This is a genomic window from Arthrobacter sp. TJ-217, from assembly GCF_058269255.1.
The window spans coordinates 499,137-513,879 of the sequence record NZ_JBZCNJ010000002.1 but is presented as its reverse complement, the minus strand read 5'-3'; the positions used below and the strand labels follow the sequence as shown (position 1 = coordinate 513,879).

General features: G+C 69.5%; 12 protein-coding genes. 3 read left to right on the top strand and 9 right to left on the bottom strand.

The window, feature by feature from the left end:
* Positions 1 to 82 precede the first annotated feature (82 nt).
* Together AC4D2R_RS05500 and AC4D2R_RS05495 are read right to left on the bottom strand one after the other, a co-directional pair.
* Positions 83 to 1,471 (bottom strand): DUF1461 domain-containing protein, encoded by a 1,389-nt coding sequence (locus tag AC4D2R_RS05500; protein WP_490938263.1) that lies wholly within the window; start codon positions 1,469 to 1,471, stop codon positions 83 to 85.
* Positions 1,472 to 1,569: 98 nt separating this feature from the next.
* Positions 1,570 to 2,562, bottom strand: coding sequence for a stage II sporulation protein M (locus AC4D2R_RS05495; RefSeq protein ID WP_490938261.1), 993 nt, complete (start codon positions 2,560 to 2,562; stop codon positions 1,570 to 1,572).
* A gap of 103 nt (positions 2,563 to 2,665) precedes the next feature.
* Here AC4D2R_RS05495 and AC4D2R_RS05490 point away from each other — a divergent pair, with 103 nt between their 5' ends.
* Positions 2,666 to 3,466, top strand: a complete 801-nt coding sequence (locus tag AC4D2R_RS05490) for an RDD family protein (RefSeq protein WP_490938259.1) — start codon at positions 2,666 to 2,668, stop codon at positions 3,464 to 3,466.
* Between the two features lie 46 nt (positions 3,467 to 3,512).
* On the opposite strand, the gene AC4D2R_RS05485 is transcribed toward AC4D2R_RS05490, so the two are convergent.
* The 4 genes from AC4D2R_RS05485 to AC4D2R_RS05470 all read right to left on the bottom strand — a co-directional run bounded on the left by AC4D2R_RS05485 (position 3,513) and on the right by AC4D2R_RS05470 (position 7,130).
* Positions 3,513 to 4,781 (bottom strand): L,D-transpeptidase, encoded by a 1,269-nt coding sequence (locus AC4D2R_RS05485; RefSeq protein WP_490938257.1) that lies wholly within the window; start codon positions 4,779 to 4,781, stop codon positions 3,513 to 3,515.
* 114 nt (positions 4,782 to 4,895) lie between these two features.
* Positions 4,896 to 6,395: an adenosylhomocysteinase gene (gene ahcY / locus AC4D2R_RS05480; protein ID WP_490938255.1), complete on the bottom strand. Its 1,500-nt coding sequence runs from the start codon at positions 6,393 to 6,395 to the stop codon at positions 4,896 to 4,898.
* Positions 6,396 to 6,407: 12 nt separating this feature from the next.
* Positions 6,408 to 6,641 carry a Trm112 family protein gene (locus AC4D2R_RS05475; RefSeq protein WP_490902292.1) on the bottom strand — a complete coding sequence of 78 codons (234 nt, stop codon included), beginning with the start codon at positions 6,639 to 6,641 and terminating at the stop codon, positions 6,408 to 6,410.
* Positions 6,642 to 6,740: 99 nt separating this feature from the next.
* Positions 6,741 to 7,130 carry a DUF3499 domain-containing protein gene (locus AC4D2R_RS05470; RefSeq protein ID WP_490938253.1) on the bottom strand — a complete coding sequence of 130 codons (390 nt, stop codon included), beginning with the start codon at positions 7,128 to 7,130 and terminating at the stop codon, positions 6,741 to 6,743.
* Positions 7,131 to 7,216: 86 nt separating this feature from the next.
* Here AC4D2R_RS05470 and AC4D2R_RS05465 point away from each other — a divergent pair, with 86 nt between their 5' ends.
* Positions 7,217 to 7,711 (top strand): metallopeptidase family protein, encoded by a 495-nt coding sequence (locus AC4D2R_RS05465; protein ID WP_490938251.1) that lies wholly within the window; start codon positions 7,217 to 7,219, stop codon positions 7,709 to 7,711.
* 81 nt (positions 7,712 to 7,792) lie between these two features.
* On the opposite strand, the gene AC4D2R_RS05460 is transcribed toward AC4D2R_RS05465, so the two are convergent.
* The 3 genes from AC4D2R_RS05460 to AC4D2R_RS05450 form a co-directional block, all read right to left on the bottom strand.
* Positions 7,793 to 9,541: a DUF5719 family protein gene (locus tag AC4D2R_RS05460; RefSeq protein ID WP_490938249.1), complete on the bottom strand. Its 1,749-nt coding sequence runs from the start codon at positions 9,539 to 9,541 to the stop codon at positions 7,793 to 7,795.
* On the bottom strand, positions 9,538 to 12,927 hold the full coding sequence (locus AC4D2R_RS05455) for a glycosyltransferase (protein WP_490938381.1): 3,390 nt from the start codon (positions 12,925 to 12,927) through the stop codon (positions 9,538 to 9,540). Before AC4D2R_RS05455 ends, AC4D2R_RS05460 begins: the two co-directional genes overlap by 4 nt.
* 77 nt (positions 12,928 to 13,004) lie before the next feature.
* Positions 13,005 to 13,583 (bottom strand): WhiB family transcriptional regulator, encoded by a 579-nt coding sequence (locus AC4D2R_RS05450; protein ID WP_490938247.1) that lies wholly within the window; start codon positions 13,581 to 13,583, stop codon positions 13,005 to 13,007.
* A gap of 333 nt (positions 13,584 to 13,916) precedes the next feature.
* Between AC4D2R_RS05450 and AC4D2R_RS05445 the strand changes: the two genes are divergently transcribed.
* Positions 13,917 to 14,672, top strand: a complete 756-nt coding sequence (locus AC4D2R_RS05445) for a TIGR03089 family protein (RefSeq protein ID WP_490938245.1) — start codon at positions 13,917 to 13,919, stop codon at positions 14,670 to 14,672.
* Positions 14,673 to 14,743 lie beyond the last annotated feature (71 nt).

Genomic DNA, 14,743 nt, shown 5'->3' with positions numbered 1-14,743 from the left:
TTCGGGGAAGCCGGGAATGCAAGAAGCAGAAGCCTTGGTGGAAAAACGGGTAGCTGCCGGTGGCGGGACGTACCGGCCGCGGCTACAGCGACGGGGCGCCGGCGGCGCGGTGCCGCTCCTGGAGTGCTATCTGGGCAGCCCGGGACCGCGCACGCCGTGCACGGGTCGGCCAGGCGGCAATGAGCGTGAGAACCGTCGCGAGCAGCACCAGCACCCCCACGGTTGCTGCGGCGTCGGTCCAGAACTGCTCGGGGAAGAGCCGGATGAGCGTATCGTCCTCCCGGAAGGTCCACGTGCCCTCGGCGAAGAACAGGCCGTGGACCTGCGCAAAGAACAGCTCCCAGGCCAGCACGGCAGTGGCAGCGAGCGCGGCAATGAGTGCGATGGTGAGGACTGCGCCGGAGAACAGCGCCCTGCGGATTCCTCCCTTGTAGCGGCGGGCGAGATAGATGCAGGCAGCAATGCTCGCCAGCAGCATGATTGCGGCAACGACAAATGAGGCACCGAGTACCGACTTCACGTCCTGCATGTGGCTGACTTCGCTGTCGAGGAACAGCTGGCGCCCCTGTGCGTCAACCAGCCCGCCGAGGTAGCGCGCGGGGGCCAGGTTGAGCACGTAGTCGACGGCGTAGGACCCGTAGGTCATGCGGTCCTCCGTGGAGAACCCGAAGCTGTCCGAAGGGAAGCCAGGGCGGTGGTATTCGGCCCAGAGGAACAGCGACGACGTGACCGCCCGCACTGCTCCGGCGAGCACGATCACCGGGAAGAACAGTGCAATCAGAACCTGGAGGAACCGGGCCAGGACGGGCTTGGCCCGCACCGCGTGGTCGCGTTCACGGGCCCTGCGCTGGACCTCTTCCTCGGAGGGCCGCAGTGAGAGGGACCCCGTTGTTGAGGCAGGTTCGGCCCCGGTGCCGTTCCGGACCGGATCCACGCGCGTTTCGGGATCCTTGACGTGGGCTCCCGCGGCGTGTCCGGCGGCTGTACCGGCACCTGAGTCCGCGACCGGAAGCGCAGCGGTGGCAGGGCCCGCCGGAGCGGAGTGTGAATCGGCGTCCGTGCCCGGCGAAGCGGCGCGGGAATCACCGGCGGCGGGGGCCGCGACAGGCAGTGCGGCGGTGGCGGGGTCCGCCGGGGCGGAGTGCGAAACACGGGTGTCCGGTTCCGTCACCGGCAGCGCGGCGGTGGCGGGGTCCACCGGGGCGGAGTGCGCACCACCGTTGATCCCGACGCCGTCGCGTGAAGCGTGGGGCGATCCAGCAGGAGCTTCTGCGTCCGGCTCCACCTCGGACTGCCCTGCGGAGTGCGCGCCGGTGAGGAAGCGTGAAACGTCGGGCATCGTGCTTGCCTTGCGCATGGGGAGCGAACTGCGCTGCGCGATGACCGGCTCGCGGGGCGCGGGATCCGTTCCGGGCTCCTGCCCGGTACCCGCAGGCTCGTGCTCTCTGCCGGTTTTGTCGATCTCTGCCACTGCTGGGTCTCCTCGCTGTGCGTCAGCCGCCCCGGGCGGCTCCTGTTCCTCGAGCGTACCGGCCCGCACCCCCGCCGTGCCGGAGGCTCCCCGCGGTCCTACGCCGTCCTGAGTGTTTCGCCCCTGTCGATGCGCGCGAGGTCCCCGGTGTGCCCGGCCCGGACCGCCCTGCGGCCGAGGATAAGGGTGTAGGCCCAGTAGGCGGCGAGCACCAGCGCGCCGATCGCGATACGCAGCCAGGCAGGGAGCATGCTGGGCGTGACGAAACCTTCGACGAGCCCCGAGACGAACAACACGAGGACGAGCCCCAGAGCGACGGTGATGAGGGCGCGCCCTTCAGCGGCGAGCGCCGAGGCGCGCGGCCGGCGGCCCGGGGCAACCCAGACCCAGAACAGGCGCAGGCCCGCCGCCGTCGCGATGAAGATCGCTGTAAGCTCCATCAGCCCGTGGGGGAGGATGTAGATCAGGAACACATCCATCCGGTCGTAGGCGGCCATCATCCCTCCGGCCATGCCAAGGCCCTGCGCGTTCTGGTAGAGGATCCACGGCGCCCAGATGCCGGTGACGCCGAACGCGACGGCCTGGAGCGCAATCCACGCATTGTTCGTCCACACGGCGCCGGCGAACGACGCCGCCGGGTTCTCGGAGTAGTAGTTGACGAAGTCTTCCTCAACGTACTGGCGGAGCTCCTCGTCGGTGCCCAGCGCGGCGATGACCTGAGGCGTTGTGGCGGCCCAGAACCCATAGAGCCACGCGACGCCGAGGAACAGGATTCCGACGACGACGGTCAGCCAGCGGATGCGGTAGAACGCCGCAGGCAGCGATGCGGTGAAAAACAGTGCCATGTCCTGGAGGAAGTCCGAGCGCGCACCGGTGAACCGGGTCCGTGCCCGGGAGAGCCGCATCGAGAGGTCCCCGGAGAGCGCACTTTCCGGAGCGACGGAGCGGATCATCGACAGGTGGGTCGAGACACGCTGGTAGAGGGTCAGGAGTTCGTCGGATTCCTCACCGGCCAAGCGGCGCCGCCGTACCAGTTCATCAAGCCGTTCCCAGTCGGGGCGGTGCACTTCGCGGAAGGCGTCGACGTCCATGCGCCTACCCTATAGGGTCGCGGGGGCGGTTAGGCTTGCACCGGAAACGCCGCATCGGCCCGGTCCGGGAGATGCACGGTGCGCGAGGAAGAGGGGAACCGCTGTGAACCAGGTCGTCACCGGCGAGGCCGTGGTGCTCGAGCTGCGGCCGGCAGGCTTCGCGGGCCGCGCACTGAGTGCCCTCATTGACGCCGTCGCCCAGGTCCTCCTGCTCTTCGGAATCCTGATGCTGGTCGGCGGCACGCTCGAGGGCGTCTTCGACCCGGCGCTGACCCGCACCCTCGGACTGGTGCTCGTCCTGTTGGTGTTCCTCATCCTCCCGGTCACCGTTGAGACGCTTACGCGCGGCAAGTCCCTGGGTCGGCTGGTGACGGGCCTGCGGATCGTGCGCGACGACGGCGGCGCCATCCGCTTCCGGCACGCCTTCATCCGGGGCATGCTGGCGGTCCTTGAAATCTACTTGCTGCTCGGTTCGCTCGCGTTTGTTGTCGCACTGTTCAACGAGCGCTCGAAGCGCCTCGGGGACCTGCTCGCCGGAACCTATTCGATGCGGGAGCGGGTGGTGGTGAAGCCGCGGGTCGCCGCTCACATGCCGCCCGGGCTTGAGCAGTGGGCGTCGACCGCCGACATCGGGCGGCTCCCCGAGTCCCTCGCGCGGCGGGCCTCACAGTTCCTCGCCCAGGCGCCCCGGCTGAACCCGCTCTCGCGGACCGCGCTCGCGATGGACCTGGCCCACGAGATGAGCCCGCATGTGGCTCCTGCTCCCCCGGCCGGCACGTCCGCCGAGGAGTTCCTCAACGCCGTCATCGCGGCACGCCGCGAGCGGGACTACAGCGCGCTGTCCCGGCAGAAGGCCCGGGCGGCGGAGGCGGCCCAGCGGCTGCACCGGCTTCCGTTCAGCTGACGATACGGCGCTGCACTGGACAGGACGCCACGGGTGCCGGGATCGGTCAGGGCTGGGAGGAGTATTCCTCCCACGAGAGGTTCCAGTCACCGAACCCGTCGTGGACGTACATGGGGCCGTAGTTGGTGTTGAGGATCTGCACCACGTCCCCTGCGCTGAAGGTGTTGTAAAAGTACTCGGCGCCTTCAGGGGACATGCCGACACAGCCGTGCGACACGTTGAACTGCCCGAGGGCCACCTGCGCCGCGGGCAGCGCCTCGTGCACGAATGCCCCGCCGTTGCTGAGCCGGCTGGCATTCTTGACCACCGTGGGAGGGTAGTAGGCGTCGTCGCCGGGCTTGAGCCCGATCGATTCCGCCGTGAACTTGGTCGACTCGTACTTCTCCATGACCACGTGGTAGCCCACAGTGGAGGGCCATTCCTCGGTGCCGAGGGTGATGGGGAAGGTCCGGTCGAGCTTGCCGTCGAGGTAGACCTTCATGGTTTTCGTCTTGTTGTCCACAACGGCCAGGCGGGTGTTGTGGGTCTTGACGGTGAACGTCCGGTCGAAGTTGCCGATCATCGAATTGCCGAAGTCGACGCCGAACAACTTCATGTCAACGGTGATCGTGCTGTTCGGCGCCCAGAACTCCTGGGGCCGGTAGCGGACCTTGGTGTCGCTCAGCCAGTAGAACGCTCCGGTCTGCCCGCTGGTGCTCGTGACCTTGATTGCTTTTTCGACGGCGTCGCGGTTGGTCACAGGTTCGCTGAAGTTGATTTCGAGGGGGTGGCCGGTGCCAACGGTGGAGCCGTCGAGCGGGAAGAGCGCCGCGTCGGCCTCGTTGGCCGGTTCGACGGTGGTGAAGCTCTTCTCGCTTGACGTCTTCGCCCCTGCGGAGTCGACGACCGTGAACGTGAACGAATACGCGGTGTTGAAGGCCAGCCGTTCCGTGGCCTTCCAGGAGGATCCGTCGCTTGAAAGCCCGCCCGCGACGGGCGCTCCCCCCGTGCTCGGAGCGAGCTGGACATCCTCGAGCGTTCCGTTCCTGACCTTGATCTCGGCGACCGTTGCCGGGTTCACGGCCAGGGCGCCGTCCGTGGGGGTGACGCCGACCGTTGCCTTCTTCGGAGCCGGTTTCGGTGTCGCCGAGGGTGTGCTGTCCGGGGTCGAGCTGTGCGACACCTCAGGGGTGGTCAGGGGCGCGGCGCCGCTGTTCCAAGGTGCGGCAACTGCGATGCCGATACCCCCGCCGACGACCACCATGCCCGCGGCTGCGAAAGCCACGATTTTTACGGCCTTGCGGCCGGACTGTCCCTGGTGTGTTCCATGCGTCATACGCCCAACCCTGTTCCCTTGAGAAAGCTGACCACCGCGATCTTACGCGGCAGGGGCGCTGAACCGGCGCAGCAGAGATTACAAACTGTGAACAATGCAGGGCCCCGCGGTGCGTCAGTAACGGTAATGATCCGGCTTGTACGGCCCCGTCACGTCGATGTCGAGGTACTCGGCCTGGCCCTTGGTGAGTTCGGTCAGTTCGACGCCGAGGGCGCCCAGGTGGAGCCGGGCAACCTTCTCGTCAAGGATCTTGGGCAGTACGTAGACCTGGTTCTCGTACTCGGGGGTGCCCTCGGCGCGGAGCTTGCCGGCCTTCGTGAACAGTTCGATCTGCGCGATTGTCTGGTTGGCGAAGGAGTTGCTCATCACGAACGACGGGTGGCCCGTGGCGTTGCCGAGGTTCAGCAGCCGTCCCTCGGAGAGCAGGATGATCGAGTGGGCCGGAGTGCCTTCGGCCTCGCGTGCGGGGAAGACCCACTCGTGGACCTGCGGCTTGATCTCGATGCGGGTGATGCCCTCGGTCTTCGCCAGTCCGGCGATGTCGATCTCGTTGTCGAAGTGCCCGATGTTTCCCACGATCGCCTGGTGCTTCATTGCGGCCATATGGCTGGCGAGAATGACGTCCTTGTTGCCGGTTGTCGTGATGAAGATGTCGCCCTGGCCGAGGACCGATTCAAGGCGGGCCACCTGGTAGCCGTCCATTGCGGCCTGCAGGGCGCAGATCGGATCGATCTCCGTCACGATGACGCGGGCGCCCTGGCCGCGCAGGGCCTCGGCAGCGCCCTTGCCGACGTCGCCGTAGCCGCACACGACGGCGACCTTCCCGCCGATGAGGACGTCGGTGGCCCGGTTGAGGCCGTCGGGAAGCGAGTGCCGGATCCCGTACTTGTTGTCGAACTTCGATTTGGTGACGGAGTCGTTGACGTTGATCGCAGGGAAGAGGAGCTTGCCCTGGGCGGCCAGCTGGTACAGGCGGTGCACGCCGGTCGTGGTTTCCTCGGTGACGCCCTTGATGCCGGCAGCGACCGCGGTCCACTTCCGCGGTTCGGTCTCGATGGTGCTGCGCAGCACGTCGAGGAACACCGTGTACTCGTGGGAGTAGTCGACGTCGCCCTCGGCCGGGTTGGCGGGGACGGCGCCTGCGGCTTCGAATTCGACGCCCTTATGGAGGAGCATCGTCGCGTCCCCGCCGTCGTCGAGGATCATGTTCGGGCCGAGGCCCTCGGCCTGTCCGGGCCAGGTGAGGATCTGGGCGGCCGTCCACCAGTACTCTTCGAGCGTCTCGTTCTTCCAGGCGAACACGGGAACACCCGCGGGTTCCTCGACCGTCCCTGATCCCACGACGACCGCCGCTGCGGCTTCGTCCTGGGTCGAGAAGATATTGCAGGAGGCCCACCGCACCTCGGCGCCCAGCGCCGTGAGGGTTTCGATGAGGACCGCCGTCTGCACTGTCATGTGCAGGGATCCGGCGATCCTCGCTCCCTTCAGCGGCTGCGATTCGCCGTACTCGCGGCGCAGGGCCATCAGTCCCGGCATTTCATGCTCGGCAAGGCGGATCTGGTGCCGGCCGGCCTCCGCAAGGGAGAGGTCGGCGATCTTGTAGTCAAAAGTCATTGGAGAGGATTCCTAGGGTTGTGCGGGGGTGTCGGTGCCGGGGGCTTCCGCCGCGGAGTCGGTCGGCCCGTCCGGAGAGGGTTCGGAGTGGAGCATCACGGGGATGCCTTCTTCGACCCGGTAGCTTGAAAGCTCGCCTGCTTTACCCGGCATGACCGCGACGAGGAACCCGTCGCGCTCGACCAGCGGGGAACCCGTCAGCGGGCAGCGGAGCACCTCGAGCAGTTGCTTGGACAAAGGTGCCATGGGCCCTGGCTTTCTGGAGAGGACAACTGGGGAAAATCGCTCCGCTTAAGACTACCGCCCGGTGCCGCCGCGGCGGGAATCCTGGACGGGCCGGCCCCGTTACTGCTGTTCAGGCAGGACCCGCAGATGCCCGCGCCGGGCGCCGGGCCCGTCGGCCGGGGGGTCGAGCGGCGTCTTGGTGGCTCTGGCGGCGGGCGAGCCGGCCTCGGGCGCGCGGTCGGCGGCGGCCTCGCGTACGGCGTCGGCCAGGGCCAGGAGGTCGTCAGGGTTGGGTTCGGGGAGGGTGGCCGGCAGGACCAGGCGCAGCACTTCCCACCCCCGGGGCACTGTCAGTTTCTCCGCGTGAAGTGCGCAAAGGTCGTAGCAGTGAGGCTCCGCGTAGGTGGCCAGCGGGCCGAGCACAGCTGTGGAGTCGGCATAGACATAGGTCAGCGTGGCGAACGCAGGGCGCTGGCAGGCTGAACGTGAACATTGACGGATGGATCCCACGATCCTGAAGCCTACCGGTTGGGAAGCGAAATCCGGGGAGGGCTCCCGGGAGTGCATTGGCATTGCATTGGGCATACAGTCGATACATGCGGGATGGATCAACATTTTCGGTGAACCTTACGGAGCCGGACCCGGCGGCCGCGGGGGCGCGCCGCTCCTATTTCGAACGCCGTCGGAACCGTCGGGGACGGGGACTGCGCGGCGACCTCATCGGGTCGCACCTTCCCGGTTTCCGCACCCGTTCCGAGCAGTTCGACGAGTGGGTGATGGAGTCTGCCCAGCGCCTTGAACGGCTCTGGGGGGACCGCATCCAGGATCTCCAGATCGTGGTCCAGGAGATTCCGGACGGTCTTGAGGAGATTTCACGCGAGAAGCTGCGCGACCTGCTCGGCGCCGCGACCCGTGCCACCCCCGGGCGCCCCGCGGCGATCACCGTGTACCGCCATCCCGTGGAGATGGCTGCCAAGGGCGTCATGCCGGTCAACGAACTGGTTCACGACGTCGTGGTTGAGCAGGCCGCCGAGCTGCTGGGGATGGCCCCCGAAGCGGTCGACCCCGCCTACGGCCGCTCCCAGGCCTGAGCCGGCGCCGGACAGCTCCGGCTCAGCCGGTTTGGCGGAAAGCGCGTCCCCTCAGCGTCCCATAAGCGTTCCAGCAGGTTTTCAGTAACCCAGAGTCACCTGGATGCTCTGCGTTCCCGTATTGCCTGCCGGAATTGGACTGACCGCGATGCCCGATGCGCCGCGGGGAAGCGTGTTGGTCTGCGCTCCGAACACCGGATCCCCCGATGCGTTGAGGATGGCGGCGGTGGTGCCGGCGCCGAGGGCTGAGGCGGGCACGACGACCGAGGTTCCGCCGGCAATGCTGATGACCTGCTCGGCACCGAGCCTGCCGCCCTCCCCCACCGGGGTGAGGGTGATCTCGGAGCGTCCGGCGGGGGCGCCGAAGACGAGGGCTGAGTCGACTCCCTCGGCGAAGACGACACTCGAGTCGCTGCCGACCCGCTCGGCCGAGACGGCGCCGCCGAAGTCGACCGGCTTGCCGGGGGTGCTCCCGAGGATGACCCGGGCTGCTGCGGCAACGGGAACATCGGAGGTCACCGCCACCGTGTAGCTGCCGGCGGGGAGCGAGTCGAGGGCGAAGCTGCTCACCGACCCGGCCGGAGCCGTGACAACGGCGCCTCCGCTGAGTTCCTTCCGGCCGTCGGGGCCGAAGACCTGGATATCGAGCACGGCGTCGCTTGTGCCGGGGACGAGCACCTGCACCTCGGGCGATGCGTCTTCCCAGCCCTTGCGTTCCCGAAGGCTCCGGGCCTTGCCTGCGTCCTGAAGGACGACACCGGGGACCACCTGGCTGGCCGAGGCGGCAGCGGTGGGCGTCAGCAGCTCGACCCCGCCCGGGGTGAGGCCGCGGAGCACGCTCTGCTGGATTACGCCGGCGACCCGCCCGCCGCTGCTGCGCACGCGGACCGCCAGGTCCTCCTGGTTTGCGGCGAGGCCGCCGAGCACGAGCTGGACCGATTCGCCCGGTGGAACAAGCTGGTCGGCGCCGCCCGGGGCGTCGACCGGGCCCGAGGCGCCCCTCAGCTCAAGGTCGACGGTGGCCGGGGTCTCGGTGGGGTTCGACAGGATCAGCACCGAGGATCTGCCTGCGGTGGTTGCCGCACCGAGGATCCAGAAGTCGTTCGAGGGCGTCTGGCAGCGGGCAGCGGCGAGGCCGCGAAGGTCACCGTCGCCTGCGGTGTAGCTGAGCATTGCCCCGGCCACGGGGGTCTGCGTCCCGTGCGGTTCGGCGCGGAAGACCGACGGTGCCTTCACCGCGGTGCCGCCGAGGGTTCCGGCCCGCCGGCTGGTCAGCCCGTCCTCGTCACTGCTGGCCGGTGGTGCGTCGGGCGACTCGCCTTCCGGACTCTTCGAGAGGACGGTGAGCGGGTCGCCGGGACCGAGCGGGTAGAGCGCGCTGCCCGGCAGTGTTCCGGAGAGGTCGCCGAGGACCATGGCGCTGACCCGGGTCTTGGCCGTCTTGGACACGGGGCTGAACTCGGGATCAGCGCTTCCGGCGTCGGCGAGGAGCCTCGGGGGGCCGGGGCACACCGCCGTGTAGTCGCCGGCGGGGACCTCCACGGCCGGCGCCCGGTGCTGCAGGGCCGAAGGGGCGGGCACAAGGTACGACGACGCCGAAGCAAGCGCTGCCGTCGCGGCGAGGAGCACTACGCCTGCGGCCACGCCGGCTGTGCCGCGCAGCCCGTGCTGGCGGGTGCGCCGGGCGGCCGCTGCGGCGCTGCTGCCCGGCCGTGTGCCCGCGCCGGCAGGGCCCGGCCGGGCCGGCAGGGTGTCCGGAGTGCCGTCGGCATTGGGGGTGCCGGGGGTGCCGGGTGTCTCGGGCCGGGCCGGCGGGGTGTCGTTGGTCATGGGGTTGTCTTTCCGCCGCTCAAGCTCACGAGCTTCTTTCCTGGGGACGCGACCTCCCCGCCCTCGTCGGCCGCGTGCTGGGGAGCGGCGTTCGGCCGTTCCGTCGCGGAGGGCACGGCCCGGCCCGGTCCGCGCGGGGGAACCCGCACAAACCGGGGGCGGGAGGGGATGGGTACGGCGAGCAGCACGGTCATGAGCAGCACAACTGCCTGCCCGGTCTCCGCCCAGGGCTGCCACGGGCTGACGAACCTTACGGTCAGAGTGCCGCCGCCGGGGGGAAGGGAGAAGACCTGGTTCCAGCCTGTGGAGGCGCCCTCGAGGGCCCGCCCGTCAAGGATTGCCCGCCAGCCCGGATCGGCCCGCTCGGCCAGGACGAGGGTCCGCCCTTCGGATCCGGCAGGGATCGGCGCGTCGACAGTGATGGGGTTGGAGGGGACGATCGCTTCGGGGCGGCCGTCGGCGTCGAGGATCCGCACCCGTGCCGTGCGGGCGCTGGCGTCTTCGGTGCCGTCGACGTCTGCCGCTGGGGCTACGCGCCAGAGCCAGCCGGACGGGGTGTTTCCGACAGCCGCCAGGCCGGGAACCGCGTCGATGCGGCCAGCGAGCAGCTCGGCCGCGGTGTCCGACTGCTGCAGGACAACGTAGCCCACACCGAGTCCGGTCAGTTCGGCCCGGGGATCGACCCCGGTTCCGGCGACGATTGTGGCAACGGTGGTGCGCAGGGCTGTGGTCGCTTCGTCGTCGGCGCGTATCCCGGCCGAGCCGGCGGCCCCGTAGACGCTGCGCGCGGCGTAATGCTGTGAGAGGGCGTCGAGGGTTGTGCCTCCCCCGCGCATGAGGAAAGCACTCACCGCTCCGGCGTCGCCCGTCCTCAGCACGAGCGTCCGGGTGCGGTCGGGGCCGTTGCCGCGGTCGGCCGCGGTGGCGGGCAGGATGCGGGAGGCCCCCGGGGCGACGAGCATCTCCGCACCGAAGCGTGTACCGGCCGATGCAGGATCGGCGGGGCCTGCCGGCGGCGGGGTACCGCCGGGCTGGACCGCGCCGGCCGGGGCTGCCACCGAAGCGCTGCCGGTGTGGTTGAACTGCTGGAGCGCCCACAGGCCGAGGCTTGCCACCGGGCCCAGGGCCAGCAGTACCGCGCCGGCGGCCAGCAGCGCCCGGACCGGGACGCGCCGGGCGGGCATGCCCTCGCGGGCGAGGATCCCGTCGGCGCCGATCAGGGCCGCCCACAGCACGGCCAGGATGAAGAGCGAGACGAGCGGCCCGGGGAACGGCGGGATCAGGGAGTCGGGGCCTGCGGCAACGGGAAGGAAGGCGGAGGCTGCACTTGCGGCGAGGGCCAGCAGCGCCATCGACCAGGCGGTGAGGGCGGCGGCGCGGCGCTCGGTGCGGAACAGGGAGGCTGCGGCGAGGGCCAGCACCGGCGCCCCGACCAGGACTGCGGCGCCGAGCGCCCACGGGCCCGTCCCAAGGAAGTCGGCTGCTGCGGGCGGCTGCAGGGCATCGAACGCGGCGGGGTAGCCGAGGACCTGCTGCCACAACGGCGCCGCAGTGAACGCAAGCGGCACCCCGGGGTCCCCAAGGACGCCGCGCGGCTCGTTGACCGCCGATGCGGCGAAGGGAATGAAGAGCGCTGCTGCGGGGAGAAGGGACCACCAGAGGGTCTTCGCCCTGCGCCGCAGGTAGAGGCTCGTCCCGAGCACCCCGAGGGCCACGGGAACCAGCAGCGACGGCGCCGAGGCGGTTGCCGCTGCCAGGAGCAGGCCTGCCGCCGCGGCGGCCGTCCAGCTCGGCATGCCGTTGCTGCCCGGCTTTGACGCGATCTCCCCCTGCTGGCGGTCCTGCACGGCTCCGCCGACCGCGCGCACCATTCCGAGGAGCACCAGCGGAAGCAGCACGTGGGCGAGGAGCGCTCCAAGCCTTCCGCTGCCCAGGGCCACCTGGGCAGCCGGCACGGCGGCCCAGAACAGGGCGCTCCAGAACCGCAGTCCGCGCGAGCGGGTCAGTGCCCCTGCGGCGAACCAGGCGCTGAGGCCGGCCAGCGGCAGTGCAAGCAGCATTACTGCGACAACCGCGGCGTTGGCGTTGCCGAAGCCCAGAAGCGAGAGGACCCAGAGAACGTAGGAGAACGGGTTTCCGTGACCGGCGGCACCGGTGCCGACCTGGCTCCACCAGGCCGAGGCGTTGTCCCAGATGGCTCCCGGAGACTCCGAGACGGGAAGGAGCGCGCCCCCGGTCAGGGCGGGCGCGCCGACCCAGCGGTGCAGGGCGGCGACGGAAACGGTGAGGAGCAGGGCGAAGGCCGCGAGCGCGCCAGCTCCCGCCCAGGGCCTTGCCGGGGCGCCCAGCGCCGCGAAGTCATCATTGCTGTCCCCGGCCGGCACGTCCTCTTCGGGCCGGGCAGTCCCTCCCCCCGCGACGGCACCGCGGGCGGTGAAGGCCTCGAGCACCGACCGGCGGTGGGCCCACACCTCCCGGCGGGGCGTGAGCAGGGGCCGGACGACGGTGCGGGGAAGCGTGCGGGTGCGGCCGGCGCTGCGGCGGGACCGGAAGAGGACGAGGGGCCGGAGCACACCGGCAAGGGACCCCACCAGCTGGCCCATCCCGTAGGCGGGGTCCTTGGCGAGCAGCCCGAAGAGCAGCCTGCCGACGCCTCCGAGCACGGCGCCAACGGCAAGGAAAGCGACCTTCCACGCCGCGGCGTGTTTCAGCCGAAGGAACACCTCGGCCCTGCGCGCGGCCCGGGGGCCCGCCGTCGCGGCACTGCGGTCTCCGGCGTGCCGCACGACCGCCGCGGGGACAACCACAACCCGGTGCCCGGCCAGGCGGTTGCGCCAGCAGTAGTCGACGTCGTCCCCGACTCCCGGAAGGGCGGGGTCGAAACCACCGAGCGCATCGAAGACGTCGCGCCGGATCAGCATTCCGGCGGAATTCACGGCGAAGGTGTCGCTGCGGGCGTCGTACTGGCCCTGGTCGTGCTCATCGACGTCGATCAGTGTGAGGCGTTCGGCCCAGCGGCTGATCGAAAGCCCGACGTCGACGAGCTCCCGCCGGTTGTACCAGGCCACCTGCTTTGCTCCGGCGACGGTCACCGACGGTGCCCGTTCAACAGCCAGCAGCAGTTCCTCGAGCGCGGTGGGCTCGGGCGCCGAGTCGTCGTGAAGCAGCCAGAGCCAGTCCTGGCTGGTGGTTCCCTGCGGGGCGTCCCGCTGGGCGGGTATCTGCGGCAGGGCGGCCCTCACCGCACCTCCGAAACCACCTCGGGAGGAGGCACCGACAACGGGGCTGCCGACCGGAAGGCGAAGCTGGAGGATCGACGGGGAATCGTCGGTGGACCCCGTGTCCACTCCGACGTGGAAATCTGCGGGCCGGCTCTGGCGGCTCAGCGCTTCAAGTGTTGTTGGAAGGAACTGTGCTCCGTTGTGGGCTACGACAACGGCGGTGACGCGGACATCGAGCAGAATCAGACTGCTCGCTTCCGAAGCCGGCGGCGTTCACGCTCGGACAGTCCGCCCCAGATGCCGAAGCGCTCATCGTGCTCCAGCGCGTATTCAAGGCATTCGGAGCGCACCATGCAGGCCCCGCAGACTTTCTTGGCGTCGCGGGTCGATCCACCCTTTTCGGGGAAGAACGCTTCGGGGTCGGTCTGTGCGCACAGGGCATCGGACTGCCAGCCGAGCTCGCCCTCGTCGTCGAAGTTGTTGCGGGAAGGCAACCCGATCCAGACGGCCTTCGATGAGTCCTCGGAGGGAACCTCAGGCAGTACCGGCGCGGCAGTGGACCAGTCGTCGCGCTGCGGCAGCACCAGCAGGCTGCTCGGTCCCTGCTCGACGTCCGGCAGGTCGGCGAGCGCCTCGTGCGCGGAGAGGAAGGCCGTGGCCTGCTCCTCGAGGGATGCCCGGGAGTCTTTGCGGTAGCGCTCTGCCGCACCAGGATCGGCGGGGTCAACGAACCAGTCATCCGGAACACCCCGCGAGCCGTAGCGCGACGAAGCCTGCGCTGCGATAGTTGGTTGTTCCTCGATGCGTTCCGATTGCCCCATGACCAGCCTTCCCGGTGTCCCCGTCCCAGCGTCACTCCGGGCGACGTTTGCGCCGGAGTGCTGGATTAAATCCGATACCTAATTACAAGGGTGTAATACGCCAGAGTCAAGCGGGGTGGGAATCTTACAGACGATGTCCAGCAAACTGATGAACGCCACGCTGGGAAATTCCTCAAGAATTGTCCGCGCGTCGCCCGGGAGCCGGGAAAAAGCGCTGCACGCCCTAAGAATTCTATGCTGGTTGACGTACCAGTGAGCAAAACCGCCCCACCAGGCACTTTTGTAACACATCAGACTCTACTCCGCCGCCGGACCATCAGGAAGACCGAACCCATGCCGCAGCCCGCAACTCCCGATGTCCTCCTCTCACGCCTGCGCTCGGCGGCCTCTTCGCCCCGCCTCGTCTGGTACGGCCCCAACGAACGCGTCGAGCTCTCCGGAAAGGTCTTCGACAACTGGGTCGCCAAGACCTCGAACTTCCTCGTCGATGAACTTGACGCGGGCCCTGGAACCCGGGTGCGGCTTGACCTGCCGGTCCATTGGAAGACCCTTGTCTGGGCGATGGCGTGCTGGCAGGTCGGCGCTGTCGTTCTGCCCGGCGATCCCACCGGAGAGGACGCCGGGCCCGGCGGCGGCTCCCGTGCCGACATCGTCGTGAGCTCCGCCGAGGGCGGCGCGGCCCGGGCGCCCGCGGTCCTTGTGGCCGTCGCGCTGGGAGCCCTCGAGATGCGCTGGCCCTCGGCGCTGCCCGCCGGGGCCGTTGACTACGCCGCCGAGGTCCGGGCGCACGGGGACGTGTTCGTCGACGCCGTTCCGCAGGCACCCGGCACGCCCCTGATCAGCGGGACGGGGGCGGGTGAACTGAGCGCAGCCGCGCTGGCTGAGGTTTACGGCGCGGGCCACGCACCGGGCAGCGTCGTGCTGCTCCCCTCCGACGCAACCCTGGTTCAGGCGCTTGCGGCGGCGCTTCGGGTGTGGGAGTCGGAGGGAACGCTGATTCTCACCCATCCCGAGGTGCCCGTCTCCGACAGCCTGCTTGCCGGCGAAAAGGTCACAGTCCATGCGGCCTTTCCTCCGGTTTCCGGCTGAATCGCCCCGGTCCCGCCGCGGGCCCTGCGGCCATTGGGCCGGTGCGGCCCCCGGCGCGCGCTGTCCCCTGC